Here is a 23,267-nt window from a genome sequence, read left to right on the forward strand (position 1 = left end):
GAATGGAAGTCATCGCGCTGATCGTGTCCGCGCTCTCGCTGGCAGTCGCTGCCGTGGGGACCACGCTGGCGAATAGGCGTGCCAACGAGGCACTTGCCGAGTCCCGCAAGGCGGCGGCCAGCGCCCTCTGGTCCGGCGTGCAGGAGGCGGTCCAGCGATTGGTCGGCTTTGACCCAACGACGGAGCCCGTCGGCGAGCGCCTCGCCAACCTCCGGATCGCGATGATCGCGTTGGTGGATGGGCTGCCCGACTGGGCCGGTTTGGACACCTGGCTAGAGGCCGAACGGGCACTTGGTGCGGTGCTCGGACGGCAGGTCATGGAGCGGGCGAAGCCGCAAGACTCGGTGGACGAGCGACTGCTGGCTCTCGACCCGTACCTGCGCTGGGCGCAGGTGTTGGGGCATAACCTGCGTCGGTTCAGAGCCGTCGGCTACGACGCCGCCGCTGCCGCGGAGCTCCGGAGGCACGCCGAGGACCAACTGAAGGAGATTTCGCAAGCCAACGGTTGGCAGCTGCCGCCGACAACCATCCCCGGCCTGACGGCGCTCGATGATTAATCGCTGGTGGACGTGCTGGGCACAGTCCGCATCGCGTCCCCGTCCGTCGGCTGTTCTCGCCCCTACAGCGTTGCGGATCAACGGGCACGCAGACTTTGCTGCTGTCCGTCACAACGAATCGCGCCGTCCGAAGTGCAAGACGTGTGTGGCACATGATCTTGTGCATTCTCCAGTGAGAGTGGCGCCCGTGGCCCGAGTCGCCGCGCCGCGCTGCCCGCCGCGACGCCGCAGCCCGTGTCGTCGAGGGTCCACGGCTATTGGTGTCTTTAGCATCGACGGGTGGTGTCGAAGGCTGGCCCGCTGAGCGAGTCTCATCCCGAGTTGGTCATGCACTGGATGGGTGACGTGAAGCCGACCGATACCCGAACTCCGGACGACTTCAGCATCAAGGCCCGGCTGGAGTGCTGGTGGTGGTGTGGCAAGACAGGGCACGAGCGCTTCGTGGACGTTCCGGGAGAGCACCTGTACGGCTTCCGCTGCCCCACATGTCGAGCCGAATCGAGGGCTGAGTACCAGCGCCTCATGCAGCGCAAAGTAGGCGAGGTTCCCGAACTGGTGGCCGCGTGGCGAGGCGGACGGCCGTACGACGGACTTCGAGTAGTGGATCTGTGCGGGGGAGTCGCCGGCCAGAATTTCGGCGAGACGTTCTCGTTGCGCTGCCCGAGCGGCCACAAGCTCGACACGGTTGTGCGCCGCTTCGTCGACATCGGCTGCCCCTGGTGTCGGGGCAACGTGACCCGGGTTCGTCCGCGCTCGTCGCTATCCGAGGCCGACCCAGAATTGGCCGCGACCTTCCACCCGTCGAGGAACGACGACCTGACCGAAGACGCCGTGCCAGAGAACTACCGCATGCCACTGTGGTGGAAGTCCGTGCAGTGCTGCGGCCACGAATGGCAACAGACGGTCGCCGAACGAACGCTGGGACGGCGACCCCAAGCCGGTCGCGGGCATTACTACTGCCCGCGCTGTGAGTCCGTCTGGGGCAGCCTGGCCTGGCTGGACCCGGAACTCGCCGCCGAGTGGCACGAGGAGAACTCACTTACCGCGTGGCACGTCAAGCCCTACTCCGGTGGTGTCGTCGTGAAGTGGCGGTGCAGAGCGAACCCCGAGCACGAGTGGGAGGCGTCCGTCATCGATCGCTCCGCTGGCCGACTCTGCCCGTTTTGCTCCACGGCGGGGACCTCTCGCATTGAGAAGGACTTTCTCGCGGCCGCGCAGTCCCATGACCCGGATGCCGTCTCGACCCGGATTGGGCGCTGGAAGGTCGACGTCCTAGTCCCGTCTGTGCGTCTCGTCATCGAGTACGACGGCGTCTACTGGCACCGAGACAAGCAGGAGATCGACGCCCGCAAGACTGTCGACCTAATCCAGTCGGGTTTTCTGGTCGCCCGCCTCCGCGAGAACGAACTGGGCAACCTCGACCTGAGCAACCCGCACTTGCGTCAATTATCCTTCCGTCCCGGCTTCGGGCGCGTCGACGACATCACCGCCGAGTTACTAGGGTGGGCGTCCGATCAGCGGTTGCTCACCCGATGGAGCCGAACGCCGTGAGAGCGTCATGTCGGCGCCGGTTGTTGATCCGCGGCGGTGTGCGGCGGAGACGCGAGCGGAGCCAGGGCAGCGCCTCTTTGGCCGCCATGCTGACCACCGGCGAGCCGTTCATGGTTTCCCCTACGCCGCTGCATTTGGCGCCTCTTCGGGTCCAAGTGGCTGGGGGACCGAGGTCGCCTCACGTGTCAGACCGGTCGGCACTGCGACACTTGTAACTGTTCGCCGGTGTTCTGTCGTCAGCCTCCCCGGTGCGTGCAACTTACCCCTGGGTTGCCCTCGGAGTGCGTCGCCGAGACGCTGGTGTAGTCGTGAACACCTCCCGCGGCTGCTGGCGTGCCGCGTGCTCTGCGGGTGGGATGTAAACGGACTGAGTCACGTGACTAGCCCACTTGTCGTTGGCGCGTTCGAGGGTTAGAAGTGCAGTTAGGCTGAGTGTGAGCCCACAACTGTGGCAGGCGAACGCGAGGATGCTCCAAGACTCGCCGAGAAGAAAACTCTTGGGGTCGCCGGGATCCTCGACTGGTTCCCCCTGGGCTTCGTAGAGGACGACACCTTGTTGGCCGCATGCAATGCACTTGTGAGTGCCCTGTGTGGGTGTGGTCAGGAACGGGCGACCGTGGTCGTCGAACAAGCTCGCAGATTCGTTGTCCAAAAAGTTGCTTGCCCGCCGTTGTGCCCAGTCAGCGAATCCCGGGGATTGGCTACGCTCTGAATACTGTTGCTTATAATGATCAATGTCTCGGCGCACGAGGTCGAGTCGACTTTGGCGATGCCAGGCAATGAAGCCCTCGACGTTATTCCTCTCGTCCGAGCCGCGTGGCCATGGCACGATCGGTGTTCCCTTGTGCTCGACTGAGAACATCAAGTAGAGAGTCGTGAACACGGCCTCTCGGACCGCGGGCGCTGGGGCATCGACGGCGAGATGTGCTGCGGCATTCCGCAGGTTCAACGCCTGGCTGAACTCCGCCTTGCTGACCCTGATCATCGTCGCGTTGAGGCTCTTCGCCATATTGAAGGCCTCGGTGGCGCTGCAGGTGCGCACGTCCAGGAGGTCGTGCCCGTCGCGTGAGAGTGCAAGCCTAGTTGTCATGCCTGCTTCCGCCGTATCGCTCTTGAGTTCGGCGAGCAGTACCGGGTTGGCGAGAGCTAATAGGTGCTTAAGGGTCAATTCGATCGCGACTCCGGCACTCATGGCGGCGTCGAGTCGGACGCGTCGATCGCTTGAGTTCATGCCTGCAAAAGCTCGTTCGGCATGCCAGCCGGCGAACTCTCTCAGAGAGTCTGATAGCTCCTTGAGTTGCATGCCTGTAGATCCTCTTCCGCCTGAATCGGGAGCGTCCGGGCTCTGGTGAGTCTGCTGGACACTTCACCATCGGACGTAGTCCACCGAAGCTATAGTCCTCCGACTAGGCTTGGCAGCCGACAAGCCACCTTGCCACATCAAGTTCGCCGAACCGGGGTGCGCGACGTATTGCACTTTTCGATGAGGGGCGGGCGTCCCCTCCGCTCGACGACCGGTCCATGCGACCGGCGACGTCCGACTTTCGCCAGGCTTTCAACGACCACCCAGGTTGCTCATGGGCCGCGCTCGACCGGCATCCTTGGTTGCAGTTCTGGTTGCAGTTCTCTCTTATCGATCTTGGTTCGTGCTCGTTCAGCGTTGTCCGGCGAAGCCGTGAACCTCCTGCTCAACGGGCCCTTTCGGACATGGGCGATCGTCGGCACACGCGATCATGGCGGCCTGGCAGTGTGGGGGTCAGGGGTTCGAGTCCCCTCAGCTCCACCCATACGACTCAGGCCGTCCTCCCTCCGGAGGGCGGCCTGAGTCGTCTCCGGGCGCGGCACCGTGGTCGATCCGGCGCCGGTCGATCCGGCGCCACGAGGTCCGTGGCCGGCCCGTGGCGCCGGATCGACAGCAGCGGCTCGCCGCCTCAGACGGTCGGGACGGTCCCGCCGTCGATCACGTACTCGGCGCCCACGACCGCCGAGGCCCGGTCGGAGACCAGGAAGCCGACCAGGTCGGCGATCTCCTCGGGGGTCGCGAACCGTCCCAGCGGCACGCCGCCGAGGGAGTCGAAGACCGTCTGCTTCGCCTCGTCCCGGCTGATCCCCCGGCCCTCGGCGATCCGGTCGACGAACCGCTCGTACGCCTCGGTCTCGATCCCGCCGGGGCTGATCGCGTTGACCCGCACACCGCGCGGGGCGAGCTCGTTCGCCAGCCCCTTGTTGTACGTGCGGAGCGCGGCCTTGGCCGCCGCGTACGCCAACGACGCCTCGTACTGTGGCAGCTCCCGCTGGATCGAGGTGAAGTGCAGCACCACCCCCGATCCGGACTCGATCATCGCCGGGAGCAGCGCGCGGTCGAGTCGCACCGCCCCGAGGAGGTTCAGGTTCAGCTCGGTGAGCCACTGCTCCTCGGTGATGACCGCGAACCCGCCCGCCGGTGTCGAGGCGCCGCCGACGACGTGCACCAGGACGTCGAGCGCGCCCCCGGTGGCGGCGATGCGGTCGGCCACGAGCCGTGCGCCCTCGGGTGTCGAGGTGTCCGCAGCGATGAACCGGTCGGGGCGCTCGTACCCGTCGGGCATCGTGCGGGCGGTCACGAACACGTCGGCCCCCATCTGGCGGAGCCTGTCGACGACGGCTCGGCCCGAGCCCCTCGACCCGCCCGTCACCAGCGCCCGGCGCCCGTCCAGGCGGTCCCGGTCCCCGGTCGTCATGCCGCTGTCCTCCGATGTGTGCGGTGCGGTGCCGGTCACGGCTGGTGGTTGCCGATGACGATCTCGGCGACGAGGTCGTCGGCGAACGCGAACCGGTAGTCCAGGTCGGCGGTGCCGCCGGGGAACGTGCCCTCGAGCCGCACGGTCAGCACCCAGTGGGTGTCGTCGACGCGGTGGGCGCCGATCTGCTCGGTCGTGTACTCGAACTCGGAGCCGGCGTGGCGCAGGAACGCGTGCACCTCGTCGCGGCCGCGGAACGTCTCGTCCTGGTCGACGACGACCACGTCCTCGGTCAGGTACCGCGACGCGGTGTCGGCGTCGCGGACGAGGTGCGCGGCGAAGAAGCCGCGGGCGGCGGCCGGGAGCTGCTGGGCGGGGGTCTCGGTGGTGTGTGCCATGACCGCACCGTGCGGCGTGACCCCGCGGGAGGGTCAAGCACCTGGACCCTCCCCCCGGGGGAGGGTCCAGGCTGCAGGGGTGCTGACGATCGGCGAGCTCTCCCGGCTGACCCACCTGAGCGTGCGGACCCTGCGCCGCTACCACGAGGCGTCGCTGCTCGAACCCGCCGTGGTCGACGAGGCCACCGGCTACCGCTACTACCGCGTCGACCAGATCCCGGTGGCGCAGGTGATCCACCGGCTGCGCGAGCTCGACGTGCCGCTGGGCGACGTGGCCCGGATCCTGCGGACCCCCGACCCCGGTGTCCGGGCGGCCCTGGTCGCCGAGCACCTGCGCCGCCTCGAGGACCAGCTCGAGCGCACCCGGACCGCGGTCGTGTCGTTGCAGCGGCTGCTCGAGCCCGACCCGGCGCCGATCGACGTCCGGCTGCGGGCCGAGCCCGCCCGGACGGTCGCGGCGGTCGAGGCCGTGGTGGAGAGCGGGGACGTCGCGGCCTGGTTCGCCGGCGCGATGGCCGAGCTGGAGGCGGCCGTCGGCGACGCCGCCACCGGGCCGGCGGGCGGCACCTACGACGACGCCCTGTTCCAGCACGACCGTGGTCGCGCGCTGGTGTACCTGCCGACGGCCGCCCCGCCGCGCACCGGACGCGTGCACCCGGTGACGCTGCCGGCCGCCGAGCTGGCCGTCACGACCCACGGCGGCGAGCACGAGGGGGTCGAGGTCACGTACGGCGAGCTCGGTACGTGGGTGGTGCAGAACGCCATGTCGGTGGCCGGGCCGGTCCGGGAGGTCTACGTCGTGGGCCCCCGCGACACGCCCGATCCCGCCGCGTGGCGCACCGAGATCGGCTGGCCGGTCTTCCGCGTCGGCTGAGCCGGCTCCCGGGACCCGCCCCGGGTCAGGGGAGCGAGCCGCCCGCGGAGAGCACGCCGCCGGTGTACAGGTGACGGGTCCGCGCGGCCCGCAGGTGGTCGACCGCGGCGGCGACGACCCACGCGTGCGGTCCGGCGCCGTCGAGCAGGTCCGGCGGGATCTCGGGCGCGGGCGCCCCGTAGCCGAGCTCCCGGAACGGCCCGACCAGGTGGGCGGTCGCGCCCAGGGCCGCCACCGCCGCGTCGGCGGGGCTGAGGTCCTTCCGGGAGGGGTCCAGCCGCACGTCGTCCGCCGCCCGCGCCCGGTCGAGCACGAGGTGGCGCCGGCCGAGGACGGTCCGGCGCACCTGCCACCGCCGCCCGGCGACCAGGGCGTCGACGACCCGCCGCGCGGTCAGCCGGCGCTCGCCGAACCAGGCGTCGAGGGGGCGCTCGGGCTCGACGGCGATCGCGGCCAGCAGGTCGTCGAACAGCGGGGCGCCGGTCGGGGAGGTGTCGACGTCCACCGCCTCGCCGGTCAGGGTCAGGCGCCCGGCGAGCGCCAGGTCGACGAGCAGGCCGCAGCGCACGGCGTCGTCGACCAGCAGCCGCCCGGACAGGCGCCCCCGGCGGTCCACGTCCAGCGCGACCAGCCGCGCCGCCACGCCCTGCGCCCAGTCCACGGCGGGCACCGTACGACGCCGCCGTCCGCCGCTCTGGACGGGATGGCTACGGTTTTCCCATGCCGTTGGTCTTCCACTGGGGCGGCCCGCGCCACGGACAGGTGGACGACGTGGCGGCCGAGGAGCTCCGCTCCGCCGTCCTCGTGTACTCGGGCCCGCACTGGTACGGGGTCTACGAGCGCTTCGAGCCCGTGCAGGTCCGCGACACCCCCGAGGGGCCGGCCGAGGTCTGGGTCGTCCGCGAGTAGCGCAGCGCTGCGTCCCGGGCGGCGTCAGTACCGCTGACCGCTCACCGGGCAGCCGCGGCTCTCGGCGATCTCGGAGAGCATGTCCTGCAGCGCGCGCGGGTCCCCGCCGCCGTGGCCGCGGTCGAGCTCGTAGCAGGTCACGATGTCGACCGCGCGGGCGTCGCGGATCCGCAGGGCCACCTGGTCCACCGTCTCCTGCACCGAGACGTGCGTGCCGTCGACCAGGAAGACCACCGTGTCCGGCGTGCACTCCACGCGCTGGATCGCGACGGGGTCGAGGCGGCACGGCTCACCCGTGAGACGCGTGAGACCGATCATGGCGGTCCTCCTCCTGGGCGGGGCTTCGGGCCCCGGCGGCGCCCTTCCGTGGGCAGGAGAGGGATCGACGGGCGGGCCGGGGTCCTTGAGTCGAGGTCGCGCCCGTCCCGCCCCTGGGGGTGAGGCGCCGCCCGTCCCGCTCCTGGGGGTGAGGCGCCGCCCGTCCCGCTCCTCACCCCGGCGGGGGAGGACGGCGGGCCCCGGGTCAAGCGCGCCGCCGGCCGGACCGATCCCCCGGTCAGGTGACGCGACCCGCGCCGCCGCTGACCCATCGGGGACGGAGGAGCACGTCGTGACCGAGCAGTCCGTGCTGGTCGTCGAGGACACCGACGAGATCCGGGAGCTGGTCGTCACCGTGCTGTCCCGCGCCGGGATGGACGTGCGGGCGGTCGCCACCGGCGCCGAGGCGCTGGCCGAGGTCCGCCGCCGCGCGCCGGACGTGGTCGTCCTGGACCTGGGCCTGCCCGACGCCGACGGCACCGAGGTCTGCCGGCAGATCCGCGCCGAGTCCGAGTGCTACGTCCTCATGCTCACCGCGCGCGCCGAGGAGGTCGACCTGCTGATCGGCCTCGCGGTCGGCGCCGACGGCTACATGTCCAAGCCGTTCTCCCCGCGCGAGCTCGTCGCCCGCGTGCAGGTGATGCTCCGCCGTCCCCGGGTGCCCGTCGCGGCCGAGCCGCCCGCCGCGGACGCCGTCCGCCGGCTGGCCGACCTGGAGGTCGACGAGGACACCCGCGAGGTCCGCGTCGACGGCGCCGTCGTCGACCTGACCCGCACCGAGTTCGACCTGCTCGCGGCCCTGGCCTCCCGGCCCGGCCGGGTGCTGCAGCGGGAGACCCTGCTGCGCGAGGTCTGGCAGACCGACTGGGCGGGCAGCGTGCGCCTGGTCGAGGCCCACATGTCCAACCTGCGCCGCAAGCTGCAGGCGGCCGGCCTGCGCGCGGCCGAGATCAAGACCGTCCGCGGCGTCGGCTACCGCCTGGTCGCCTGACGGCCGTCCGCGGGACCGCCGCTCAGGCCGTCGCGAGGCCGAGCAACCGGTCGACCAGGTCGTGGGCGAGCACGCCCCGGCGGGCGTCGGCGGCGATCGCCCGGCAGAGCCCGGCGACCTCGGGGTGCCCCAGCTGGGCGCTGGTGCCGGCCAGGGTGGTGGACGCCGCCGCCAGCGCGGGGGCGTCCCCGGCGCGGGCGCGGTCCCCGATCGCGGACAGCCGGCCCGGGAGGGCCCGCGCGTAGAGCTCCTGCAGGTGCCCGGCGAGCTCCGCGCCTGCGGCGACGGGGCCGTCGGGAGCCGCGCGACCGGTGGTGAGCCGGCCGAGCAGGAACCGGACCAGGACGCCGGCGTCGACCGGCGCGGGTAGCACGGCGAGCGCTCCGGCGTCCCGCGCCGCCGCGACCACGTCCCCGGGGACGGCGGCGTCGGCGGTGCCGAGCAGGTGCGCGCGGCAGCCGGCCAGGCGCAGCCGCCGCAGGAGCGCCACCCCGTCGCCGCCGGGCATCCCCAGGTCGGCCACCACGAGGTCGGGCGCCTCGGCGCGCGCCGCGGCCAGCGCCTCCCGGACGCCGGGCACCTCGTGCACCCGCCACCCGGCCGCGGCCACGAGCGCGGCCGTGGCCGAGCGGTCGGCGCCGACGACCAGGGCGGTCAGCACCGGCCGGCCCCGGAGGCGGCCGGCGCGTCCGCGCACGCCGGGGCCCGGTCGGAGGCGGCCGCGGCCCAGACCGGCAGCGAGCCGGTCACGCCCAGCGCGACCAGCAGGCCGGCCAGCGCCGCCCAGACGGCGGCGGTCCGCCGGTCGTCGCTCACGGCGTCCCCGCCCGGCGGCGGCCGGTCGCGGCGAGGGTCGTGCCGGTGGTGCGGGTCGTCGCGATGTCGTCCTCCTGTGCCGCGCGCCGGGCCCTGGTGCCCCGGCGACGCGGACGACGCTGCCCGCGCCACCGCACGGCCGCCGCGCCCGTTCCGCAAGATCCGCGCAAGGCGGGGCCCGGCGGCGGTCAGCGGGGGAGCGTGAGGGTGAAGGTGGTGCCGCGGCCCTCGGTGCTGGTGACGTCGAGCGTGCCGCCGTGCGCGGTGGTGATGGCCCGGGTGATCGACAGGCCGAGGCCGACGCCCGTGACGGCGTGGCGCCGCGCGGTCGAGGCGCGGAAGAAGCGGGTGCACAGCTGGTCGAGCTCGGCGGCGGGGATGCCGTAGCCGGTGTCGGTGACCGCGATCCGGGCCACCGGCTCCGCGCCCGGCGCCGGCTCCTCCCCGAACCCGCCGTCCGGCGCCTGCCAGCCCGCGCGCAGCGCCAGGGTCACGCGGCCGCCGGCGGGGGTGAACTTCACGGCGTTGGAGACCAGGTTGTCGCAGGCCTGGCCCAGCCGCACCGGGTCGCCGGACACCACCAGCGGCCCGCCGGGCAGGTCGAGCACGAGCGCGACCCCCGCGGCCGCCGCGGCGATCCGGGCGGTCTCCTCGGCGGCGTGCAGCAGGGCGCCCAGGTCGACGTCCTCCGGCTGCAGCGTGAACCGGCCGGCCTCGACCTGGGCGGTGAACAGCAGGTCCCCGACCAGCCGCAGCAGCCGCTGCGCGTTGCGCTCCACCGTGGCCAGGTGGCTGCGCTGCTCGTCGCTCAGCGGCTGGTCCGGGTCGTCGAGGACGAGTTCCAGGTACCCGAGGATCGAGCTCAGCGGGGTGCGCAGCTCGTGGCTGATGAGGCTGACGAACTGGTCCTTGAGGCGTTCGGTGGCACGCACCTCGGTCATGTCGGTGCCGACGAAGTTCCAGCCGGCGTGCCCGCCGGAGTCGTCGCTGCGCGGGGTCACGGCGACCGACACCGTGCGGTGCTCGCCGGAGGCGGTGACGTAGGTCCAGTCCCGGACGTCGCGGCCCTCGGCCCGCGCCACCCCGACCAGCGCCCCCAGGCCGCCGCCGGACGCGGCCAGCTCCTCGGGCAGGTGGAAGTCGGTGACGTGCCGCCGGCGGACGACGTCCGCGCGGGGGAGGCCCAGCAGCCGCTCGGCCCCGGGGTTCCACACGCGGACCAGGCCGTCGACGTCGGTGCCGATGATCGACTGCTCGGTGACCGCGTCGATCACGCTGGTCATCGTCTGGGCGCGGGCGGCCAGCATGCGGGTGGCGACCTCGAGCTCGTCGTCGCGCGCCTGCATCCGCGCCCGCAGGGCGTCGCGCTCGGCGGTCAGCCGCGCGACCTCGGCGGTCAGCCGCTCGACGTCGGGGGCCGGCGTCCCCGCGACCGCGGTCACGCCGTCAGCTCCCGCACGCGCGCGACCAGGCCGGCGACGGTGAAGGGCTTGGCCAGGTAGCTGTCGGCGCCGGCGGCCAGGCCGCGGGCGACGTCGTCGGCCGACGCCCCGGCCGACAGCAACAGGACGGGGACGGCGGCGGTGGCGGCGTCCGCCCGCAGCGCGGTGCACACCTCCAGGCCGGTGGCGCCGGGCATCGTCACGTCGAGCACCGCCAGGTCGGGCAGGTGGGTGCGCGCGGCGTCCAGGGCGGCCCGGCCGTCGGCGGCCTCGGCGACGACGGTGCACCCGGCCCGGCGCACGGCCAGCCGCACCAGCCCGCGGATGTCCTCCTCGTCGTCGGCGACGAGCACGCGGGGTGCCGGCTGCTCCACGGTGCGCTCCCTCCGTCGGCGGTCTCCCTCCTCGACGTCGGCGTCCCCGGGGCGCGGCTGCAGCGCGCGGGCGGCGGGCTCACCCGACCAGGTGACCCGGCCGCACACGGCAGCGCGCCCCGCCGGGGAGGACCCGGCGGGGCGCGCTGCGTGCTCGACCCCTGGACGGGGCCGCCGGCTCAGCTGCTGCCGGCCTGGCTCTGCACCGTCTGCTTGGACTGCTGGGCCTGGCCCTGCACGTCGGCCGCGGCCGACTGGCCCTCCTGCTTGACGGTCTGCGCGGCGTCGGTCGCGGTGGACCGGACCTCCTCGACCGCGTGCTGCGCGACCGGCTTGAGCTCCTCGCCGATCTCCTGCGCGGCCTGCTTGGCCGGCGCGAGCAGCGCGTCCTTGTTCTCCCGCAGGGCCGTCTCGGCCTGCTGGGCCAGCTGCTGCTCCTTCTGCGTGGCGGGCAGCAGGCTGGAGACCAGCCAGCCGGCGCCGAAGGCGATCAGCCCGGCCGCCAGGGGGTTGCCCTGGGTCTGCCGCACGATCGTGTCCGGGGCCTGCTGGACGGCGTGCGCGGCCTGCTGCGCGGCGCCCTGCACCGAGTCGGCCGCGCTGGAGGCGGCGCCCTGCACCGATCCCGCGGCGTTGTGCGCGTGGTACTGGGCCGTCGAGGTGGTGTCGTGCGCGGTGCCCATCACCTTCTCCTTGACTCGGGTGACGCGGCTCTTGGCCGCGGTGACCCGCCGGTCCATGACACGGGCGGGGTTGACCTTCTCGTTGAGGGCGTCGACGTCGTAGCTGAGCTCGCGCCGGGTCTCCTCGATCTGCCGCCGGATGACGTCCGGGTCGTTGCTCGTGGTCATCTGTGGTCTCTCCAGGGATGTGGGGGGCCGGGGGCCGCGGGTCAGGAGGGCTTCAGGGCGCCGGGCACCTGGGACAGCGTGTCCACGGTGCGCTCGGGCTTCGGGTTGACCTTCTTGAGCTGGTTGCGGCCCATCACGAAGGCGATCCCGCCGATGACGCCCCAGAGGACCGCGACGATGAGCGCGGCCAGCCCGGCGTCCATGACGTTCTCCAGCGCCCACCACAGGGCGATGGAGAGGAACAGCAGCACCATGTAGCCGGCGAAGCCGGCGGCACCCATGAGCCCCGCGCCCTTGCCGGCCTTGGTGGCCTCGGCCTTGACCTCGGCCTTGGCCAGCTCGAGCTCCTGGCGCATCAGGGTGGAGAGGTCCTTGGCGACCTCGCCCATCAGCTGGCCGACCGAGGTGCCCTCGACGGCGGGGCGGCCCTCGGGGGTCATGGGCGTGCCGAGGTCACCCGAGACCGGGGCGCCGGCGTGGGCGCCGTACTGGTCGGGGCCGACGGCGTAGTTGGGCTGTGCCTCGCCGTAGTTGGGCGGGGTGCCGACCGGGGTGGCGCCCGAGTAGGGGGACGTCATGGCTCAGACCACCCCGCCCGGGCGACGGGCCGGGTCGTCCCAGCCCGCGGGGGCCGTCGGCGGCAGCGTGCTGTCCGCCGGGGGCACCGTGCCGTACGGCGGCGGCGGCACGGGGGCGCCGTACGTGCCGGGCGTCGGGGTGCCGTAGCCGGTCGTGGCCTCGGTGTAGGTGCTGGTCGAGTCGGCGTAGCCGGAGTAGGCCGGCGCCGGGTCGACGTAGTTCGCCGGGGTCCGGTAGGTGGCGCTGCCGGCGGAGCTGGTCGGTCCGGAGTCGGTGTGCGCGGCCTTGACGCCGCTGGTCAGCCGGCCGGCCACGATGCCGGCGAGCGCGGCACCGAGCAGGAACGTGCCGGGCTTGCGCCGGGCGAAGGAGCGGACCTCCTCCAGGAGGTCGCCCGGTTCGCGGTTCTGCAGGAGGTGGGCGAGCTCCTCCATCTTGCCGGCGCCCTGGCGCACCAGGTCGGCGGCCGGTCCGGGGGCCGGGGCGTTGCCCTCGGCCATGCCGCGGAGGGCATCGGCGAGGCCGGCCAGGCCCTGCCCGGCCTTCTGCTGCTGGGACACGACCTGCTGGCGCAGCTGGTCGCGGCCCTGGGCGAGCACGTCCTGGGCCTGCGCCTTGGTCTCCTGCACGACCTCCTTGGCCTGGTCGGCGGCGGTGGAGGCCACCTGACCGGCGCCCTGCGCGGCGGTCTGGCCCACGTTGCGCGCCTCGTCCCGGGCGACGTCGGTCGTGGACGGCGACCCGCCGGTGGGGCTGGTCGCGCCGCTGGCGGGGGTGGTCGTGCCGGTCCCGGTGGTCGGGGGCGGCGGCGGGAACGGGGTGTCGATCGAGTGGGTCATCGGTCCTCCTCGGGCGATGGGGATCGGGGTCTGCGCGCTGCTCGACCGCTCGGCGCTCCTGTGGTGCGGAGCGCGCAGCCGGCCGCGTCCGTGCGGGCCGCGCTCAGGCTCCAGCCGGTCGCGTCGACGCGACCTGGGAGCGGTGGAGGGAGGCCGGCCGGCGACCCCGCGGTGGGCGCCGGCCCGGCGCCCCCACCGTGTCTGAGTGGGCCACCGGCCTGCGGATCAGCCGGTACCCGCCCGTGATCGACCGAAACGAGCGGGCGGGAGGCTCGGGTCGGCGTGCGGAGTAAGGTGAGGCTCTCCTATGCCGACTGGAGGCCCGCATGGCCGAGTCCACACCCCGTCGCCGCCGCGCCGCCCGCCAGGCCACGGTCGTCCGCACCGAGCGGGTCACCCCGCACCTGGTCCGCGTCGTGCTCGGCGGGGAGGGGCTGGCCGGCTTCGCGCCCGAGCACACCGACTCCTACGTCAAGCTCGTCCTGCCGCCGCGCGGAGCGCCGTACGGGGCGCCCTTCGACCCGGACGCCGTGCAGGCCGAGCACCCGCGGGAGCTGTGGCCCGCCACCCGCACCTACACGGTCCGCCGGTGGGACGCCGCGGCCGGCGAGCTGACCCTCGACGTCGTCACGCACGGCGACGAGGGGCTGGCCGGCCCCTGGGCGCAGGCCGCCCGCCCCGGGGACGCCGTCGTCCTGTTCGGCCCCGGCGGCGCCTACACGCCGGCGCCGGAGGCCGGCTGGCACCTGCTGGTCGGGGACGAGACGACGCTGCCGGCGATCGCCGCCACCCTCGAGCGGCTCCCCGCCGGAGCCCGCGCGCTCGCCTTCGTCGAGGTGGCCGACGCGAGCGAGGAGCAGGCGCTGGACCTGCCCGCCGGGGCGGAGCTGACCTGGGTGCACCGGGGCGACGCCGTCCCGGGCGCCGCGCTGGTGGACGCCGTCCTGGCCGCGCCGCTGCCGGAGGGGGACGTGCAGGCGTTCGTGCACGGGGAGGCCGGCGCCGTCCGCGCGCTGCGCCGGTGGCTGCGCACCGACCTCGCCGTCCCGCGCGAGCGCCTGTCGGTGTCGGGCTACTGGCGGATCGGGCGCACCGAGGACCGCTGGCAGGCCGAGAAGCCGGAGTGGAACGCCGCCGTCGAGGCCGACGAGGAGTCCGTGGCGGTCTAGGCGGCCGGCCAGGGGAACGCGGGGGAGCGGCGCTCGGCGAAGGCGGCCACGCCCTCGGCGAGCTCCCCGGCCGCGATCGTCTCGCGGTACCAGCGGGCGGCCTCGGACCGGCCGTCCCCGCCGGTGAGCAGCGCGGCGACGACCTCCTTGGTCGCCCGCTGGGTCAGCGCGGACCGGGCGGCCAGCACCGCGGCGAAGCGGCGCACCTCCGCCTCCAGCTCGGCGGCGGGCAGCAGCCGGTCGACCAGGCCGGCGCGCAGCGCGGTCGGGGCGTCCACGAGCTCGCCGCTGAACAGCAGGTACCGGGTCAGCCCCGGGCCGACGAGGTCGAGCAGCGCCTTGGTCGACTCGGGCGTGTAGACGATGCCGACCTTGGCCGGGGTCACGCCGAAGACGCCGGTGTCGTCGGTGAAGCGCAGGTCGCAGCAGGTCGCCAGCTCCACGCCGCCGCCGATGCAGTGCCCGCGGACCATCGCGATCGTCGGCTTCGGGAACTCGCGAAGCGCCGCCTGCGCCGCGAGGTTGTCCCGCCGCAGGGCCGCCATCGGGTCCTCGGCGTCCGGGCCGCCGAGCAGGTCGGTGATGTCGGCGCCGGCGCAGAAGCTGCTGCCCGCGCCGGTCACCACCAGCACCCGCACGTCCGGGTCGGCCGCCGGGCCGGCGAGCACCGCGGGCAGGTCCCGCCACATGCCGGCGGTGAGGGCGTTGCGCTTGGCCGGCCGGTCGATGGTGAGGACGGCGATCCCGGGGCCGAGGCCGTCGCGGGTGAGGGTCAGGTGCTCGGGAGTCGGGTGCGCCGCCATGCCCCCATCCTGTCGGCCCCCTCGCAGGGGCCCGCGCCGAGCCTGCGAGGTGTGGGGGCGAGGGGTCCTCCGTCAGCCCAGGTCGTCGGTGCCGAACGTGTCGCAGCGCGCCGGGTCGCCGGTCTCGTAGCCGGTGCTGAACCAGCGCTGGCGCTGCTCCGACGAGCCGTGGGTAAACGTGTCCTGGTCGACGGTGCCACCGCCGAGCTCGCGCTGGATGAAGTCGTCGCCGATCCGGCTCGCGGCGTCCAGCGCGCGGTCCACGTCGTCCTGGGTGATCTCGGCGATCAGCGGCTCCCCGGACTCGTCGGGCACCGTCTCGGCGTGGTTGGCCCAGCTGCCGGCGTAGCAGTCGGCCTGCAGCTCCAGCCGCACCGTGCCGCTCGCCAGGCCGGTCTCCCCGGGCGTCACCTGCTGGTTGGTGCCGAGCAGGTTCTGCACGTGGTGGCCGTACTCGTGCGCGATGACGTAGGCGTTGACGAACGGTCCGCCCTCGGCGCCGAACTGCTGCTGCAGGGTCTCGAAGAACGACAGGTCGATGTAGACCAGCCGGTCGGCCGGGCAGTAGAAGGGGCCCGAGCCCGCGGTCGCCCCGCCGCAGCTCGTCTGCACCTGGCCGGAGAAGAACACGGTCTGCGTCGGCTCGTAGCGGTCGCCGAGCACGCCGGACCAGTAGTCCTGGATGGAGTCGATGTCGGCGACGACGGCGCAGTCGACGGAGTCGTTCGCGTCCGCCCCGGTCCGGCACTGCTCGGCGAGCTGACCGTTGTCGGCGGTCTGCCCCTGGCCCAGGGACCCCAGCTGCCCGAGGGCGGCCCCGGCGCCGCCGCCACCGTCCCCGCCGCCGAGCACCTGGAACAGCACGAGGACCAGGACGCCGACCAGCCCCAGCCCGCCACCGCCGACGGCGAGGCCCCGGCCGCCGCCCATGCCCCGGCGGTCCTGCACGCCGGAGGTGTCCAGCCGCCCGCCCTCGCGGTACCTCATCCGTGGTGCCCTCCCGGTCCGCCGGGCACCCGCGTCGGTGCCGCCCGGCCCGGGCACTGCCCCGGCCGGGCGCCGCTCATGCGCGCTCGGCCGCCTCGCCGCCGCCGGCCGGGACGACGGCCGGCTGGTCGCGGAGGAACAGGTACCAGTACGACGTCGCCACGAAGACGACCGCGCCGACCAGGTTGCCGAGCCCGGCGAACAGCCAGTTCAGCAGGGTGTCGCCCCAGGTGATCCCGTCGACGCCGGCGAACATCGCCGCGGGCAGGAAGAACATGTTGGCCACGACGTGGTCGAAGCCCATGGCCACGAACGCCATGATCGGGAAGAAGACGGCCAGGATCTTGCCGGCGACGCTCGTCGTCGCCAGCGACATCCACACCGCGACGCAGACCAGCCAGTTGCACCCGATGCCGCGCAGGAAGACCTGCCAGTGCGACTCGCCGGTGGCCTTGGCCCCGGCGATCGCCGAGAGCCGCTCGAAGGTCAGTCCCGCGCTGCCGCTGGCACCGGAGTGCCCGATCACGCCGGTCTGGACGGCGAGGAAGAACGCGACGACGAGCGCGCCGATCAGGTTGCCCAGCAGCACCAGGGTGAGGTTCCTGACGACGTCGCGGCCGGTGATCCGCCCCTGCATCGCGCTCAGCGGGACCAGCATCATGTTGCCCGTGGCCAGGTCCGAGCCGGCGACGAGGACCAGCACCAGGCCGAGCGTGAAGGCCGCGCCCATGAACAGCGTCGGCAGCGTGCCCCACGTCCCCGGGTCCAGGCCCGAGGAGACCGTGATGGCCACCAGGGCGCCGAAGGAGATGTAGGCGCCGGCCAGGAAGCTGCTCACCAGGACCCGGTCCCAGGTCCGGTGCACCTTCTTCGCCCCGGCCTCGGCCGCGACCTGCGCGATCTCGGGCGGCTGCTTGTCGGTCATCAGGACCTCCGGGCACGGCAGCGGGACGGGCTCCCGTGCAGCGGGACGCTATCGCCGCCGGAGCGCCGCCGCCCGGCGACGAGGGGACGGCGGGGGAGTCAGCGCCGCCGTCGGCGGGTGCCGAACAGGCCGCGGGTGATCTCCCGGCCCAGCGCCGTCCCCACCGAGCGGGCGAAGGACCCCAGCGCCTTCCCGAACAGGCCGTCGTCGCGGTCCGCCGGGCTCCGGCGGCGGGGCTCCGGTGGCTGTTCCGTCTCCGGCCAGGGGCTCGGCAACGGCCCGGGGTCGGGCGCGGGCGCCGGCTGCGGGGCGGGCGCCGGCGGTGGCGCCAGCCGGGCGGCGAGCATCTCGCGGGCCGACTCGCGGTCGACCGCCGTGCCGTAGCGCGCCTGCAGCGGGGAGGCGGCGACGGCCGCGGCCATCGCCTCGGGCTCCACGGTGCCCATGTGCGAGCGCGGCGCGCGCAGCATGGTCCACGCGACCGGCGTCGGCGCGCCCCGCTCGGAGAGCACGGTGACCGCGGCCTCGCCGGTGCCCAGCGAGGTGAGCAGGGTGGCCACGTCGTAGTCGGCGCTGCGGGGGAACGTCTTCACCGTCTTGGCCAGCGCGTCGGCGTCCTCCGGGGTGAAGGTGCGCAGCGCGTGCTGCACCCGGTTGCCCAGCTGGGCCAGCACCGGCCGCGGGACGTCGGTCGGGTTCTGCGTCACGAAGAAGACCCCGACGCCCTTGGAGCGGATCAGCCGCACGGTCTGGGTGACCGCCTCCAGGAACGCCTTGCTGGCGCCGGTGAACAGCAGGTGCGCCTCGTCGAGGAAGAAGACGAGCCGGGGCCGCTCGAGGTCGCCGACCTCGGGCAGCTCCTCGAACAGCTCCGCGAGCAGCCACATGAGGAACGTCGAGAACAGCGCCGGCCGGTCCTGGATCGCGGGCAGCTCGACGGCGCTGACCACCCCGCGCCCGTCGGGGGTGGTGCGCAGCAGGTCGGCCGGCTCGAACGCGGGCTCGCCGAAGAACACGTCGCCGCCGAGGTCCTCGAGCGCGACCAGCTCGCGGAGGATCACGCCGGCGGTCGCCTTCGACAGCCCGCCCAGCCCCTCCAGGTCGGCCTTGCCGGCCCTGCTCGTCAGCCAGGTGAGCACCGCGCGGAGGTCGGCGAGGTCCAGCAGGGGCAGCCCGGCGTCGTCGGCGTGGTGGAAGACCAGCCCCAGCGAGCTCTCCTGGGTGGCGTTGAGGTCGAGCACCCGGGCCAGCAGCACGGGGCCGAAGTCGGTCACGGTGGCCCGCACGGGGACCCCGGTGCCCAGCCCGCCGAGCGCGAGGTACTCCACCGGGCAGCCGGCGGGCGCCCAGTCGTCGCCCGTCGCGGCGGCACGCTCGCGGACCCTCTCCCCGCCGGCCCCGGGCCGCGCCAGCCCGGCCAGGTCGCCCTTGAGGTCGGCCACGAGCACCGGGACCCCGGCCGCCGACAGCTGCTTGGCGAGCAGCTGCAGCGTCTTGGTCTTGCCGGTGCCGGTCGCCCCGGCGATCAGCCCGTGCCGGTTCAGCACCGCCAGCGGCAGGCCCACCTGCGCGGTGGGCTCCGCCCGGCCGTCGACCACCACGGCGCCCAGGTGCAGCGCCGGGCCGTCGACGGCATACCCGGCGGCGATGCGCGCCGCCACCGCGACAGGGTCGTCCGTCTCACCCATCCGGCGACGCTAACCCGGCCGCGCCGCCCCGGCCCGTCGCCGGCCGCCGAGTGCACGGGGGCCGGGAGGACCTCATCTAGGGTCCAGGGGTCACGACGAGCGGGGGAGGGTCCGTGGCGGTGTCCAACCGCGTGAAGAGCGCCCTGACGACGACGGTCCTGGCGACCGCCGCGACGGGGTTCCTGGCCGCCTGCGGCTCGGACGACGACGAGGAGCAGGTCGCCTACTGCGTCGACGAGGACGGCGAGATCGTCGACGACGACTACTGCGACGACGGCTACTCCGGCGGTGGCGGCGGCGGGGGACTGTTCTTCCTCTACGTGGGCGGGTTCGGCCGCGGGCTGCCGGTCGGCACCGTGCTCCCGCGGGGCGGCACCCGCATCGACCCGCGGGACACCACCGCGCGGCGCAACGCCGGCCTGCCGGCCAGCGGCAAGGTCTCCGGCGGCACGCGGGTGAGCGGCGGCATCGGGTCGGGCACCGGCGGGCGCGTCGGGACCGGCTCCGGCAGTTGAGGCGGATCGAGGGCGGCGTCGTCCGGCCCGGCTGGGAGGCCGAGATCGAGGCCCAGGGCCTGGTCTACAACCGCACCTACCTGCCCGGCGGCGAGGTCCGCAGCTACTGGCGCGAGGGCCCGTTCTACGACTTCACGGCGGACGAGGTCACCCGGCTCGAGGGCTGGGTGTCCCAGCTGTTCGAGATGTGCGTCGCGGCCGGCGACCACGTGGTCGAGCGGGACCTGTTCGACCGGATGGGGATCCCGCCGATCGCCCGGCCGGAGATCCGCCGCACCTGGGAGGCCGAGCCGCCGAGCGTCTACGGCCGCTTCGACCTGCGCTACGACGGCACCGGCCCGCCGAAGCTGCTGGAGTTCAACGCCGACACCCCCACCGGCCTGGTCGAGGCCGCGGTGACCCAGTGGAACTGGCACCTGTTCACCGGCCAGGGCGAGGACCAGTGGAACGCGCTGCACGACAAGCTCGTGGCGGCCTGGCAGCGCAACCTGCTGCGCTGGGAGCGGCGCACCGGCATCCGCCCGCGGGTGCACCTGGCGTGGACCAGCGAGGAGAGGTCCGGCGAGGACCGGATGACGGTCGCCTACCTGATGGACACCGTCGTGCAGGCCGGGTACGAGGCGGTCGAGCTGCTGGTGGAGGACGTCGTCCTCGACGACGGCGACGGCCGGTTCTACGACCAGCAGGGCCGCCACCTCGACGTCGTCTTCAAGCTCTACCCCTGGGAGTGGCTGCTCGAGGACGAGTTCGGGCCCGCCGTCCTCGCCGACGGCGCCCGGCCCGGCGGGACCACGTGGGTCGAGCCGCCCTACAAGATGCTGTGGAGCACCAAGGCGCTGCTGCCGGTGCTGTGGGAGATGTTCGGCAGCGACCCGGTGCTGTCGCAGCTGCTGCTGCCGGCCTTCTTCGCCGACGAGATGCCGGCCTCGTGGCGGACCTACGTGCGCAAGCCGCTGTGGGGCCGGGAGGGCGCGAACGTGGCGATCGTGCGCGACGGGCAGGTGGCCGTGGAGCTGCCCGGCCGGTACGGCACCGAGGGCTTCGTCGCCCAGGAGTTCGCGCCGCTGCCGGACTTCGCCGGCGTGGACGGCCCGCACCACCCGGTCCTGGGGGCCTGGGTGGTCGACGGGGAGCCGGCGGGGCTGGGCATCCGGGAGAGCGAGGGCCTGGTCACCGACAACCTCAGCTTCTTCGTGCCGCACACCGTGGACCACCACGCCGCCTGGCCCGCCCACCGCGCCGCGGACGGCTGACCGGCCTACGTTCGGGGCATGCCGCTGGAGGGGGAGTACGAGCCGAGCCCGCAGGCCTGGGTGCGCGAGCAGGTCGAGCGCTACGAGGCCACGGGCGGCCGGGAGGCCAACACCCTGCGCGACACCGGGCTGCCGGTCTGCGTCTTCAGCACGCGCGGGGTGCGGTCGGGCAAGGTGCGCAAGCAGCCGCTCATGCGCGTCGAGCACGGGGGCGCCTACGCCATGGTCGGGTCGCAGGGCGGGGCGCCGACGGACCCGGCCTGGGTGGCCAACCTGCGGGCGCACCCGGACCAGGTGACGGTGCAGGACGGGCCGCAGCCGTGGGACGGCGTCGCCCGCGAGGTCACCGGCGAGGAGCGCGAGCAGTGGTGGGAGCGGGCGGTCGCCGCCTTCCCGCCCTACGCCGAGTACCAGCGGAAGACCGACCGGCTCATCCCGGTGTTCGTGGTCGAGCGGGCGGAGCCGGCCAACCCCGCCTGATGAGGGCCCCCACGCCCGCCTGTCCCCCCGCGATCACGGGGAAGGCGCCGCCGACACGCGCGGACGCGCCGGGCCGGGCGGTCACTCGCCCATGATCGCGGGGGAGTCGGGGTCAGAAGCCGACGACCTCGTGCGGGCGGTAGGGCTCCTCCAGCCGCGCGATCTCCTCGTCGGTCAGCCGCAGGTCGACGGCGGCGACGGCGTCGTCCAGGTGCGCGTCCTTCGTGACGCCGACGATCGGCGCGGTCACCACCGGCTTGGACAGCACCCACGCCAGCGCCACCTGAGCCCGCGGGACGCCGCGGGCGGCCGCGACCTCCGCGACGCGCTCGATGATCGCCCGGTCGGAGGCGTCGGCGTAGAGCGTCCGGCCGAAGTCGTCGGTCTCCGACCGCGTGGTGCCCTCGTCCGGGTCGCGGGTCAGCCGCCCGCGGGCCAGCGGGCTCCACGGGATCACCCCGATGCCCTGGTCCACGCAGAGCGGGTGCATCTCCCGCTCCTCCTCCCGCTGCAGCAGGTTGTAGTGGTCCTGCATCGACACGAAGCGGTGCCAGCCGTGCTCCCCGGCCAGGTACAGCGCCTTGCTGAACTGCCACGCCCACATCGACGAGGCGCCCAGGTAGCGCACCTTCCCCGACCGGACGGCGGAGTCCAGCGCCTCCAGGGTCTCCTCGATCGGCGTCCGCCTGTCCCACCGGTGGATCTGGTAGAGGTCGACGTAGTCGGTGCCCAGCCGCCGCAGCGAGGCCTCCAGCTCGGCCAGGATCGCCTTGCGGGACAGCCCCGCGCCGTTGGGGCCCGGCCGCATGCGCCCGTGCACCTTGGTGGCGAGGACGACGTCCTCCCGGTCGGCGAAGTCGCGGATCGCGCGGCCGGTGATCTCCTCGCTGGAGCCGGCCGAGTAGACGTTCGCGGTGTCGAGGAAGGTGACGCCCGCCTCCAGCGCCCGCTTGATGACCCGGCGGCTCTCCTCCTCCGGCAGGCTCCAGGGGTGGGGCCCGCGGGCGGGGTCGCCGAAGCTCATCATCCCGAGGCAGATCCGTGAGACCTCGAGGCCGGTGGTGCCGAGACGGGTGTACTCCATGCCCCCACCCTGGTCCGGCGCGGCGGACGCTGCACGTCAGGGCAGGTCGGCGGCCCGGATCGCGGCCGCGACCGCGGCGGGGAACGTGGTGAAGGGCTCGGCCGCGACCGCCCGCCGCGCGCCGCTGCCGGACCGGCGCCAGGTGCCCAGCGCCCGGCCGCCGCGCACGACGGTCGGCCGGAACATCCCGTTGCCGCCGGGCACGATGCGGTCGGCGTGCTCGACCGGCACGGTGCAGGTCCGGTCGGCGTAGCCGAGGACGAGCTCGTCGAAGCCCGGCAGCAGCAGGACGGCGTCCTCGGCCGCGGCCCGGCAGGCCGCCAGCCGGTCGGGGAGGTCGGGGGCCATGAACAACTGCCGCCCCTCGACCTCCACCGTGGCCAGCTCGTCGCGGACGGCGGCGATGCCGGTGCGCACGTCGCGCAGCGTGAGCCCGGCCCAGCGGGCCAGGTCGGCGTCGGACGCCGGGCCGTGGCCGGTGAGGTACCGGCGGGCGAGCTCGGCCAGCGCCTCCTCGCCCGACAGCCGCCGCGGGGTCTGCACCCACTCGTCGAGCAGCACGAACGCCTGCTCGCCGCCGTCGGTGGGGCCCAGGCACGTCGTGCCGGTCTGCGCGGTGTACCAGAGCAGGTGGTAGCCCCGCTGGCCCTGCACGTCGACGACCTGGCCGAGCTCCGCCAGCAGCGCGGCGCGGCCCAGCCGCCGGCCGCCGGAGAGCACCTGCACCGCCCGCTCGCGGGCCCGCTCGATGTCGGCCTCGGTGATGCCGAGGGTGGCCCGCCGCCGCGCCGCGCCGGCCAGCACCCGCGGCCCGCACAGCTCCAGCAGCCAGGGCAGCTCCTCGGCCGGCAGCAGGTGCAGGGTGCTGCGCATCGGCCAGGAGCGCACCACCTCGCCGGCGTCCAGGGCGGCCCGGACGCCGGCCACCGACCGCTCCCGGGTGCGCAGCGCGACCGACGTCAGGGCACCGGGCAGGTCCTGCCCCTGCGCGCACAGCAGCCCGCGGACGGCGTCGGCGGCGCTCGCGGCCGGCGGCCCGGCCAGCCGCTGGGCCACCAGGCGCAGCAGGGCGAGCTCGCCCGGCGGGATCGAGGTCATGCCCGCAGCCTGGCACTGCCCGGGGACGGTCCTGCCAGGATCGGTG

The 23,267-nt window shown here is 74.1% G+C and carries 27 protein-coding genes; 9 read left to right on the forward strand and 18 right to left on the reverse strand.

From position 1 onward, the window contains the following. The first annotated feature begins 2 nt into the window (after window positions 1-2). Entirely contained in the window at window positions 3-557 is a 555-nt protein-coding gene (locus ACI781_RS01030) for a hypothetical protein (protein WP_456564208.1), read from the forward strand. Window positions 558-836: 279 nt separating this feature from the next. Continuing rightward, window positions 837-2,108 carry a zinc-ribbon domain-containing protein gene (locus ACI781_RS01035; RefSeq protein ID WP_456564209.1) on the forward strand — a complete coding sequence of 424 codons (1,272 nt, stop codon included), beginning with the start codon at window positions 837-839 and terminating at the stop codon, window positions 2,106-2,108. Between the two features lie 259 nt (window positions 2,109-2,367). Here ACI781_RS01035 and ACI781_RS01040 read toward each other — a convergent pair whose 3' ends face one another. From ACI781_RS01040 to ACI781_RS01050, 3 genes are all read right to left on the reverse strand, one after another. Beyond that, entirely contained in the window at window positions 2,368-3,411 is a 1,044-nt protein-coding gene (locus tag ACI781_RS01040) for a hypothetical protein (protein WP_456564210.1), read from the reverse strand. Window positions 3,412-4,039: 628 nt separating this feature from the next. Continuing rightward, window positions 4,040-4,828 carry an SDR family oxidoreductase gene (locus ACI781_RS01045; protein WP_456564211.1) on the reverse strand — a complete coding sequence of 263 codons (789 nt, stop codon included), beginning with the start codon at window positions 4,826-4,828 and terminating at the stop codon, window positions 4,040-4,042. Window positions 4,829-4,863: 35 nt separating this feature from the next. After that, window positions 4,864-5,226, reverse strand: a complete 363-nt coding sequence (locus ACI781_RS01050) for a nuclear transport factor 2 family protein (protein ID WP_456564212.1) — start codon at window positions 5,224-5,226, stop codon at window positions 4,864-4,866. 79 nt (window positions 5,227-5,305) lie between these two features. On the opposite strand from ACI781_RS01050, the gene ACI781_RS01055 reads away from it, so the two are divergent. Further along, window positions 5,306-6,100 (forward strand): MerR family transcriptional regulator, encoded by a 795-nt coding sequence (locus ACI781_RS01055; RefSeq protein ID WP_456564213.1) that lies wholly within the window; start codon window positions 5,306-5,308, stop codon window positions 6,098-6,100. A 25-nt stretch (window positions 6,101-6,125) separates the two neighbouring features. On the opposite strand, the gene ACI781_RS01060 is transcribed toward ACI781_RS01055, so the two are convergent. Continuing rightward, window positions 6,126-6,761, reverse strand: coding sequence for a GPP34 family phosphoprotein (locus ACI781_RS01060; RefSeq protein WP_456564214.1), 636 nt, complete (start codon window positions 6,759-6,761; stop codon window positions 6,126-6,128). A gap of 59 nt (window positions 6,762-6,820) precedes the next feature. Here ACI781_RS01060 and ACI781_RS01065 point away from each other — a divergent pair, with 59 nt between their 5' ends. Next, window positions 6,821-7,009 carry a hypothetical protein gene (locus tag ACI781_RS01065; RefSeq protein WP_456564215.1) on the forward strand — a complete coding sequence of 63 codons (189 nt, stop codon included), beginning with the start codon at window positions 6,821-6,823 and terminating at the stop codon, window positions 7,007-7,009. A gap of 24 nt (window positions 7,010-7,033) precedes the next feature. Here the strand turns inward: ACI781_RS01065 and ACI781_RS01070 are convergent, their stop codons facing one another. Next, window positions 7,034-7,327 carry a flagellar FlbD family protein gene (locus ACI781_RS01070; RefSeq protein ID WP_456564216.1) on the reverse strand — a complete coding sequence of 98 codons (294 nt, stop codon included), beginning with the start codon at window positions 7,325-7,327 and terminating at the stop codon, window positions 7,034-7,036. 292 nt (window positions 7,328-7,619) lie between these two features. Here ACI781_RS01070 and ACI781_RS01075 point away from each other — a divergent pair, with 292 nt between their 5' ends. Beyond that, window positions 7,620-8,318 (forward strand): response regulator, encoded by a 699-nt coding sequence (locus ACI781_RS01075; RefSeq protein WP_456564217.1) that lies wholly within the window; start codon window positions 7,620-7,622, stop codon window positions 8,316-8,318. A gap of 22 nt (window positions 8,319-8,340) precedes the next feature. On the opposite strand, the gene ACI781_RS01080 is transcribed toward ACI781_RS01075, so the two are convergent. The 7 genes from ACI781_RS01080 to ACI781_RS01110 form a co-directional block, all read right to left on the reverse strand. Further along, the gene (locus ACI781_RS01080) at window positions 8,341-8,979 is read right to left on the reverse strand and encodes a response regulator (protein WP_456564218.1); all 639 of its coding nucleotides are present in this window, start codon (window positions 8,977-8,979) and stop codon (window positions 8,341-8,343) included. Next, window positions 8,973-9,134 carry a hypothetical protein gene (locus ACI781_RS01085; RefSeq protein WP_456564219.1) on the reverse strand — a complete coding sequence of 54 codons (162 nt, stop codon included), beginning with the start codon at window positions 9,132-9,134 and terminating at the stop codon, window positions 8,973-8,975. Before ACI781_RS01085 ends, ACI781_RS01080 begins: the two co-directional genes overlap by 7 nt. Before the next feature lie 188 nt (window positions 9,135-9,322). Then, window positions 9,323-10,576, reverse strand: coding sequence for a sensor histidine kinase (locus tag ACI781_RS01090; protein WP_456564220.1), 1,254 nt, complete (start codon window positions 10,574-10,576; stop codon window positions 9,323-9,325). Then, the gene (locus ACI781_RS01095; RefSeq protein ID WP_456564221.1) at window positions 10,573-10,950 is read right to left on the reverse strand and encodes a response regulator transcription factor; all 378 of its coding nucleotides are present in this window, start codon (window positions 10,948-10,950) and stop codon (window positions 10,573-10,575) included. Before ACI781_RS01095 ends, ACI781_RS01090 begins: the two co-directional genes overlap by 4 nt. Before the next feature lie 179 nt (window positions 10,951-11,129). Continuing rightward, window positions 11,130-11,801: a DUF3618 domain-containing protein gene (locus tag ACI781_RS01100; RefSeq protein WP_456564222.1), complete on the reverse strand. Its 672-nt coding sequence runs from the start codon at window positions 11,799-11,801 to the stop codon at window positions 11,130-11,132. 41 nt (window positions 11,802-11,842) lie between these two features. Continuing rightward, a complete protein-coding gene (locus ACI781_RS01105) occupies window positions 11,843-12,379 on the reverse strand; it encodes a phage holin family protein (RefSeq protein WP_456564223.1) in 537 nt (178 codons plus the stop codon). Between the two features lie 3 nt (window positions 12,380-12,382). Further along, on the reverse strand, window positions 12,383-13,219 hold the full coding sequence (locus tag ACI781_RS01110) for a hypothetical protein (protein WP_456564224.1): 837 nt from the start codon (window positions 13,217-13,219) through the stop codon (window positions 12,383-12,385). Window positions 13,220-13,545: 326 nt separating this feature from the next. On the opposite strand from ACI781_RS01110, the gene ACI781_RS01115 reads away from it, so the two are divergent. After that, window positions 13,546-14,388 (forward strand): siderophore-interacting protein, encoded by an 843-nt coding sequence (locus tag ACI781_RS01115; protein ID WP_456564225.1) that lies wholly within the window; start codon window positions 13,546-13,548, stop codon window positions 14,386-14,388. Here ACI781_RS01115 and ACI781_RS01120 read toward each other — a convergent pair. The 4 genes from ACI781_RS01120 to ACI781_RS01135 all read right to left on the reverse strand — a co-directional run bounded on the left by ACI781_RS01120 (window position 14,385) and on the right by ACI781_RS01135 (window position 18,791). Continuing rightward, window positions 14,385-15,191, reverse strand: a complete 807-nt coding sequence (locus ACI781_RS01120) for an enoyl-CoA hydratase/isomerase family protein (RefSeq protein WP_456564226.1) — start codon at window positions 15,189-15,191, stop codon at window positions 14,385-14,387. The genes ACI781_RS01115 and ACI781_RS01120 overlap by 4 nt on opposite strands. A 72-nt stretch (window positions 15,192-15,263) precedes the next feature. After that, window positions 15,264-16,178, reverse strand: coding sequence for a KPN_02809 family neutral zinc metallopeptidase (gene ypfJ / locus ACI781_RS01125; RefSeq protein WP_456564227.1), 915 nt, complete (start codon window positions 16,176-16,178; stop codon window positions 15,264-15,266). A gap of 76 nt (window positions 16,179-16,254) precedes the next feature. Further along, window positions 16,255-17,103, reverse strand: a complete 849-nt coding sequence (locus ACI781_RS01130) for a formate/nitrite transporter family protein (protein WP_456564228.1) — start codon at window positions 17,101-17,103, stop codon at window positions 16,255-16,257. Between the two features lie 98 nt (window positions 17,104-17,201). Next, window positions 17,202-18,791, reverse strand: coding sequence for a helicase HerA-like domain-containing protein (locus ACI781_RS01135; protein ID WP_456564229.1), 1,590 nt, complete (start codon window positions 18,789-18,791; stop codon window positions 17,202-17,204). A 113-nt stretch (window positions 18,792-18,904) separates the two neighbouring features. Here ACI781_RS01135 and ACI781_RS01140 point away from each other — a divergent pair, with 113 nt between their 5' ends. Genes ACI781_RS01140 through ACI781_RS01150 form a run of 3 tightly spaced genes read left to right on the forward strand, consistent with a single transcriptional unit; the run spans window position 18,905 to window position 21,039 of the window. Continuing rightward, window positions 18,905-19,306 carry a hypothetical protein gene (locus ACI781_RS01140; protein WP_456564230.1) on the forward strand — a complete coding sequence of 134 codons (402 nt, stop codon included), beginning with the start codon at window positions 18,905-18,907 and terminating at the stop codon, window positions 19,304-19,306. Further along, window positions 19,303-20,559 (forward strand): glutathionylspermidine synthase family protein, encoded by a 1,257-nt coding sequence (locus ACI781_RS01145; protein ID WP_456564231.1) that lies wholly within the window; start codon window positions 19,303-19,305, stop codon window positions 20,557-20,559. The genes ACI781_RS01140 and ACI781_RS01145 overlap by 4 nt, the downstream gene beginning before the upstream one ends. 18 nt (window positions 20,560-20,577) lie before the next feature. Continuing rightward, complete coding sequence (locus ACI781_RS01150) at window positions 20,578-21,039, forward strand: nitroreductase family deazaflavin-dependent oxidoreductase (RefSeq protein ID WP_456564232.1); 462 nt, start codon at window positions 20,578-20,580, stop codon at window positions 21,037-21,039. Window positions 21,040-21,151: 112 nt separating this feature from the next. On the opposite strand, the gene ACI781_RS01155 is transcribed toward ACI781_RS01150, so the two are convergent. Together ACI781_RS01155 and ACI781_RS01160 are read right to left on the reverse strand one after the other, a co-directional pair. Further along, the gene (locus ACI781_RS01155; protein WP_456564233.1) at window positions 21,152-22,123 is read right to left on the reverse strand and encodes an aldo/keto reductase; all 972 of its coding nucleotides are present in this window, start codon (window positions 22,121-22,123) and stop codon (window positions 21,152-21,154) included. A 36-nt stretch (window positions 22,124-22,159) separates the two neighbouring features. Next, the gene (locus ACI781_RS01160; protein WP_456564234.1) at window positions 22,160-23,221 is read right to left on the reverse strand and encodes a winged helix DNA-binding domain-containing protein; all 1,062 of its coding nucleotides are present in this window, start codon (window positions 23,219-23,221) and stop codon (window positions 22,160-22,162) included. Window positions 23,222-23,267 lie beyond the last annotated feature (46 nt).

The organism is Blastococcus sp. SYSU D00695, from assembly GCF_054050555.1.